Consider the following 3872-nt stretch of genomic DNA (forward strand, 5'->3'; position numbering starts at 1 on the left):
CCGATCGCAGTTTTGGTCGTCGGTACTCACCCGGCAGTAAATAATTGCCCGTATCAAATAACCCTCCCGTCTAAGGCGACTAAAACCCTGATTAAATCGAGGTTGATTTCCAACAATTAGCCGTATCAATTAAGAAGTGCTTTCCGGTACGTCGCCACTGGAAAACAATTTCACAATTTCATCCAACAGTTGTCCCATTGTTACCTTGCGACGGATTGATTCATGTCTTAGATAACTCTTAGTAGTCTCACTAACTTCAGTCTGCAACTTAGCGCTGCTAATAGTAACACCAGCATTAATATCAATCACATTATCGTCAATCATTAACTTTCCCAGTAAGCCTGCTTTTACTCTAGCTTATTCCTTTAGGTATAGTAGCAATAAGTATTCTTACGCTAGTGCTATTTTCTGGCCGTAGCTCGGCAAGTGCAGCGTCGCGTAAGCATAGAAAACTGTGCCTTCTGGGCGGTATCGCTTATGCTTACGCTTTTTCCCAAGGATTTCTTCCTCTTTCACGGTGGGGATTGTAGGCTTTGGAGTACCAATGAGTTTATTGAGTTTCAAATATTCAGTTCTGATTTCGTGTCCTTGAATTTTTAACACTTCCTTAACAATCCGCGTTCCTTCAGCCTCTGATTTACAATGAATTTGCAAGCTGTAACCCCGTTGCCAATCGTGATATACAATCATTTCTTTGCCACGTTCCCATTTAAAACCTTCGTTAAAAACAGTCTTGATTTTGGCTGAAAGAGCTTTAATGTCTGACTCTTTAATCAATTGGCTGCTGCCTTTGCTTGCTAAATGAGAAGAGTCTACAAGGTTCATCAAGTCAAAACTAATCTCACCTTTCAAAGGACTGTAGCCCGGAGTCGCATCCGCGCGTTTTTCAAAGAACCAAAGCTTGACTTCTGGATGTCCTGCACGTTCTATACCTTGTTTGCCGTTCTCGTCGGCTCCTGCAAGTTTCAATTTCCCGAGTTCGTACCGGAGCAAATCCCGAATTGCATCTAATAGGGAAGCTTGTAATGCGATCGCAAATTCATTCCCGCTGATTGTCAGCGTCAGAGTGTCGAGGGCGGTTTTACCCGTCCCCTTCTTCGTTTGCGCCGCTTTCTCAGCAGCGGCCTTGAGCTCCGCCTCGCTTGGCTCAACAAACTCCAAGTCGTAAACAGAAAAATAGGTATAGTCTGAGATTTTTTCTTGCGACTGGCCGGAAATGCGAGTCGGCTCGTTAACCCGTTTAAGTCGGTTTCTGACTTTTTTCTCGGCGCTCATTATCGGTACTCAAACACTAAAAATTCCTTGAATCCCTCGCCAAATCCTTCCAGCGCACCTTCTAAGAAGTTGCCAAGCGCGGCGTTCTCTTTTTCGATCGCCTCTACAACTTCATTGACTTGCTGGCTGACAATCCAAGGTTTGCCACCTTCCTCTCCCCAAGAAGCAATCATCTTATCCACCCAAGGGATGTCAGACTTCACATTTTGCTTCGCCCAGCGCCGAAAATTCATGTATCCCTGAGCAAATAACGCCTTGCCCGCAAACCGGTAAAACGCCCAGCCCAGCGATGACAATTCCTCTAAAATTTCCTCTGCAACTTCGTTATCGCCGTTATCATCCAAAGCTAAAAACATCGTTGCCGTTGCCTTGATGTTGATTTTTAACTTTGGTGTTTCCTTGCGGTTAACTATGAATCCCGCGAGCGATCGACCTAGCGCTTCCCCCGCGACATTAGCCAGACCGCCAAACGCCGCGTTAATTTCTGCAAGAATTGCCGCGTCCGATTTGTTAAAATCAAAATTCCAGACCTGTGTGCCAAAACTTACCGCCGCCCCCAGTACAGAACTGCCGACCGCCGCGAGTGTAGCGCCGCCGACTCCAATCGCTCCGGCAAGCGCGCCAATTCCTGCCACCACTCCCCCAACAACTACGCCGCCGATGAGCACAACAGCACCCATTCCAGCGGCAACGGCGATCGGGTCTTCTTTAAGCCAACTCTTGAATAAATTCCAATCCCCGCGCAAAATAGCGGCCCCCAGTTCCTTCGCACCGGCGAGCATATTCTTGGCAAGATTTTTAAGGTTAATTAAGCCTTTATTGAGCCAAGCTTGCATTGTCGAGCCGATGTCCGCAAAAAAACCACCAAGTGGCAGCCCAAGCTTGACAGCTAAACTGGTGTTATTTAAAGTGATTCCCGCTTCTTCCTGTTTCTTAGTTGCCATAATTACACCAATTTTTTGAGAGTTAAATTAGTCGAGACTTTTTTAAGCTTGCGCTTACTAGGGATAGGGTCTTTGGTGCTATTGCGACTTTGTTCGTATTCGGTGTTGTACTCCTTCTCGAACTTCTTGAAATTGCCCACGCCGACCGCGCGGTTAATGTTTTCGCGTTCGAGCGCCCGCTCAACCCGCATATTCTCGACAGCTTCAATTACTTTTGCTTTTATGGCTGCTTTGATAAGCGCCTTGTTAGGTTTTGCTAAATTGATTGCCATACTACTTATTTTTTAAGTCGTTTATGAGTTCAAACAGCGTAGGTGATTTTGGGTGTATTTCCTCCTTAGTAATGGGATTTTTGCGAGTGCGTAACAGTCCGGCGAGTAACTTTTCGGTACTGATATCGCTATTTAAATCTAATTGTTGATTAGATTTTTTAGGGTCAAAACCTTTAGTGTTTTCCCCTTCTACGACAAGGTTGTAAGATGTCTCGACTTCTCCCTTGCTGCGTTTAGTGGTGACTCCAATACAGTCAATAATGCAATCGACTTTATGAGACAAATCGGCAACAGCTACTAATAACTGAGTAACAGTTACGCCCGTGCGGATGTCCATATTTGTGCCGATGTTGCCATCATCGACAATTTCATAAAGCATCTTTGTTACGGCTTCCGCCCACCCAGTTGCCGAAAGGTATCGCTCGTTAATTTTTTGGTCGCCCTCTTTCACCGCGTCCGCATCCTGAATATCAATTTGCGGGCTAACAATCGTATTGTGGGCGATTGCTTGGAACATCTTTTGAAAGAGGTGATAATAATTTTCTGCCTCTGTTGTTTTTCCCGGTTCGCAACCGGGCGCTAATAAATAAGTAGGAATGGGAAATTTCTTTTTCTTGAAAAAATCGACGTGCAGAACGTCCATTAAATCTTCTAAAGAATCGAGAATATCTTCACAACAATCTTTCATGTGGGGGGGGACTCCGGGTCGTAAAAAAGGTGATTTTTTGAGTTGCTTGCCAACAGGAATAACTTGATTGATTATGTTCTTATTCGGTCTATGCTGGCCATTAAAAGGCTTATTACTCTCTGTTACCCATTTTGCAATTGCTCGCATAGACCCAAAACACACCCAGCCATTGGCTAGACCTCCCGACCCAGGAGGGTAAGGGCCGGTCTGATATTGAGAGGTAAAAGTTCCATAACCAAAAGAAATTTGGCGAAAATATGTGTTATCGCTTTGAATTATAGAAGTATAGCCAGGAACAGTAGAGTAATAACTAAAACCAGAAGTAGACTCAACAAAAACATCGTTGATCAGTCTGCTCCTAACTACATCTGCTTGAATATTCAGTATTACTGGAATTGTCCATGATTGATAATATTGGGGCGCTATTACTACTTCAGGAATTTGAGTACATTTAACTTCTGCAATCCCTTTATAATCAAAAGTCTCTTTAGATCCGTTAAAAACGCTCTGATAAACTTGGCCAACTAACACATAACCTAATCCAGTATCAGCTATTGTTAAAGGATCGATTCCTATTCTTGGATTGGGACTAGCAGGTAATTCTGATTCTGGCTCTGGTTCTGGTTCTAGTTCACAACCAGGGTCAGGGTAAGTATGGGAAGCGACCACAATCCCCATAATTATTTTTGTTTC

5 protein-coding genes are annotated in these 3872 nt (G+C 44.2%); all 5 read right to left on the minus strand.

Annotation, left to right across the window (positions count from 1 at the left end):
- Positions 1-129: 129 nt before the first annotated feature.
- Positions 130-324 (minus strand): hypothetical protein, encoded by a 195-nt coding sequence (locus QUA58_RS30900; protein ID WP_333397951.1) that lies wholly within the window; start codon positions 322-324, stop codon positions 130-132.
- A 66-nt stretch (positions 325-390) separates the two neighbouring features.
- Positions 391-1275 (minus strand): hypothetical protein, encoded by an 885-nt coding sequence (locus QUA58_RS30905; RefSeq protein WP_333249558.1) that lies wholly within the window; start codon positions 1273-1275, stop codon positions 391-393.
- Entirely contained in the window at positions 1275-2219 is a 945-nt protein-coding gene (locus QUA58_RS30910; protein WP_333397952.1) for a hypothetical protein, read from the minus strand. The genes QUA58_RS30905 and QUA58_RS30910 overlap by 1 nt, the downstream gene beginning before the upstream one ends.
- Positions 2220-2221: 2 nt before the next feature.
- A complete protein-coding gene (locus QUA58_RS30915; RefSeq protein ID WP_333249562.1) occupies positions 2222-2491 on the minus strand; it encodes a hypothetical protein in 270 nt (89 codons plus the stop codon).
- A 1-nt stretch (position 2492) separates the two neighbouring features.
- The coding region (locus QUA58_RS30920; protein ID WP_333397953.1) for a hypothetical protein at positions 2493-3872 on the minus strand (1380 nt) is incomplete at its 5' end.

This window comes from Microcoleus sp. N9_A1, assembly GCF_036701795.1.
GTDB lineage: Bacteria > Cyanobacteriota > Cyanobacteriia > Cyanobacteriales > Microcoleaceae > Microcoleus.